The sequence below is a fragment of the Citrobacter sp. W9 genome (assembly GCF_026719375.1).
Lineage (GTDB): Bacteria > Pseudomonadota > Gammaproteobacteria > Enterobacterales > Enterobacteriaceae > Citrobacter > Citrobacter werkmanii.
In genome coordinates, this window is sequence record NZ_JAPPTE010000057.1 from 1 (window position 1) to 2,444 (window position 2,444).

At 57.3% G+C, this 2,444-nt stretch carries 3 protein-coding genes; all 3 read right to left on the minus strand.

The genetic code is table 11. The features are described from left to right. Window positions 1-37: 37 nt before the first annotated feature. The 3 genes from tnpC to tnpA are packed head-to-tail and all read right to left on the minus strand — an operon-like array spanning window position 38 to window position 2,350. Window positions 38-1,576 carry an IS66 family transposase gene (gene tnpC / locus OOJ59_RS27690; protein ID WP_108168498.1) on the minus strand — a complete coding sequence of 513 codons (1,539 nt, stop codon included), beginning with the start codon at window positions 1,574-1,576 and terminating at the stop codon, window positions 38-40. A 49-nt stretch (window positions 1,577-1,625) separates the two neighbouring features. Further along, window positions 1,626-1,973: an IS66 family insertion sequence element accessory protein TnpB gene (tnpB, locus tag OOJ59_RS27695; RefSeq protein ID WP_003843771.1), complete on the minus strand. Its 348-nt coding sequence runs from the start codon at window positions 1,971-1,973 to the stop codon at window positions 1,626-1,628. Then, entirely contained in the window at window positions 1,970-2,350 is a 381-nt protein-coding gene (tnpA, locus tag OOJ59_RS27700; protein ID WP_032939119.1) for an IS66-like element accessory protein TnpA, read from the minus strand. The genes tnpB and tnpA overlap by 4 nt, the downstream gene beginning before the upstream one ends. Window positions 2,351-2,444: the final 94 nt, after the last annotated feature.

The following is a 2,444-nucleotide window of genomic DNA, read 5'->3' on the forward strand; positions in this document are numbered from 1 at the left end:
GTAAGCGTACAGCGAGAACCGTATTGACGGGAACGGGTTATTCAGTTGGCAGGGTTATTCGCCAGGGTAACAGTTCGCTGACCTGATTGACCGGCCAGTCAGCTATGACGTTGAGCACATGACAGAGATACCTCTCTGGCTCCACGCCGTTCAGTTTGCACGTCCCGATCAGGCTGTACAGCAGTGCTCCGCGCTCACCACCGTGGTCAGAGCCGAAGAACAAGAAGTTTTTGCGGCCCAGGCTGACCGTCCGCAGCGCATTTTCAGCGATATTGTTATCGGCTTCAGCCCAGCCATCGTCTGCATAGTACGTCAGTGCTGGCCACTGGTTCAGTGCGTACGCGAACGCCTTCGCCAGCTCTGAGTGTCGCGACAGCGTTTTCATCTTTTCACGCAGCCAGCTTTCCAGGGATTTCAGTCGCGGTTTAGCTTTCTGCTGACGCTCACCAAGACGCTGCTCTGCCGGCATTCCCCGTATTTCAGCCTCGATAGCATACAGTTCGCCTATCCGTTTCAGGGCTTCCTCCGTCAGCACTGATGGAGTACGAACGTGCACATCATGGATCTTGCGGCGGGCGTGAGCCCAGCAGGCTGCTTCAGTTATCTGTCCATTGCGGTACAGCTCGTTGAACCCGGCGTACGCATCCGCCTGCAGAACACCGCTGAAGCCCGCAAGATGGCTCTGCGGATGGATGCCTTTTCTGTCCGGGCTGTAAGCGAACCACACGGCCGGCGCCAGCGCTGACCCGGCGTTGCGGTCGTCGCGAACGTACGTCCACAACCGCCCGGTCTTCGTCTTTTTATTACCTGGTAACAGTACCGGGACGGGCGTGTCATCGGCGTGGAGTTTGCCACCCATCAGGACATAGTCCTGAAGCGCCTCTTCCAGCGGCGACAGTAGCCGGCAGCATGCATCCACCCAGCCCGACAGCAGTGAGCGACTCAGTTCCACGCCCTGGCGGCCGTATATTTCAGACTGGCGGTACAGTGGTGTGTGCTCTGCATACTTTGAGGTCAGCACGCGGGCCAGCAACCCCGGGCCGGCGATACCCCGCTCAATGGGCCGTGAAGGCGCCGCTGCCTGCACGATCGCATCGCACTGAGTACAGGCATATTTTTCACGTACTGTCCGGATAACCCGGAAGGCGCTGCGCATCAGCTCCAGCTGTTCGGCGGCATCTTCACCCAGGTAACTCAGCGAACCACCGCACTCCGGGCAACAGGATTCTGCCGGAAGCATACGCTTTTCATCACGCGGGAGTGATTCGGGGAACGGTCTGCGGGTGCGGGTCTGACGCAGCGAGCGCTGCACTTCCGGGTCATCCACACGACCGGTCAGCGTATCGCTTTCTTTCTGAAGCACCTTCAGGTCAGCTTCCATCTGTGCGATACGACGGGATACTTTTTCGGAACGGCTGCCGAAGTTCATCCGGCGGAGTTTATCCAGCTGCGCCTGCAGGTGGTCTATTTCGCGCTCACGGTCGGCCAGCTTTTCCAGCAGGGCGCGGTTCAGCGCTTCCTGTTCGGCAAGCCGCTGTTTCAGCAGAAGGATTTCGTCAGAAGAGGTGTCGTTCATAAGCCCGTATTTTACCAGGCTTATTCAGCAACAACCAGGATAAAGAGGCCTACAACATGGTCAGAGATGTCAGCAACCGTTTAGGTTGTCGCCAGTCGATGCCTTCCATCAGCATCGCCAGCTGGGCCGGGGTCAGGAACACTTTGCCATCACGGGCAGAGGGCCAGGCGAAGCGACCACGCTCCAGCCGTTTGGTCAGCAGGCACAGCCCGTCGCCGGTGGACCACAGCAGTTTGACCTGGTTGCCGCTGCGACCCCGGAAGATGAAGACGTGGCCGGACATCGGATCGTCTTTCAGCGCCGTCTGTACTTTTGCGGCAAGACCGTTGAAGCCATTTCTCATATCAGTGGTACCGGCAACCAGCCAGATTTTGGTACCTGTTGGTAACGGGATCATCGCTTCAGCTCCTGTATCAGCAGAGCCAGGAACTTTTCGCTGACAGTGCCGTTGAGGCGGAGCGTCCCGTGCCGGAACGTTATCTCACAGCTGATACTGAGGGCTTCCGGGCTCTCAGTGGGCGGCTCTGGCTGTACGTCAGCGGCATCGAGAGTCACAGGAAGTAGCTGCGGGTTCTCTGAAGAAGGTAATAGCAGCTTTCCCTCGCGCCATTGTTGGCGCCATTTGAACAGCAGATTGGCGTTAATGCCATTTTCAAGCGCCAGTTTTGAGATGGATGTTCCTGGTTCGCAGGAGGCAGCAACGAGTTGTTGCTTAAACTCAGGAGAATAATTAGGGCAGCCTTTTCGCCTGCCGGGAGTCACATTTTTCTGCATATCTGACACTTTGGTTCCCACTACTTATTTGGTGGACACCACTTTGTCGGATGCTTCGGATTATGACCAGACGGTTCACGCTGTACGCTTACGA

Excerpts from the sequence above, each read along its gene's own strand:
- tnpC (WP_108168498.1), bottom strand. The coding sequence starts at position 1,576 with ATGAACGACACCTCTTCTGACGAAATCCTTCTGCTGAAACAGCGGCTT.
- tnpB (WP_003843771.1), bottom strand. The coding sequence starts at position 1,973 with ATGATCCCGTTACCAACAGGTACCAAAATCTGGCTGGTTGCCGGTACC.
- tnpA (WP_032939119.1), bottom strand. The coding sequence starts at position 2,350 with ATGCAGAAAAATGTGACTCCCGGCAGGCGAAAAGGCTGCCCTAATTAT.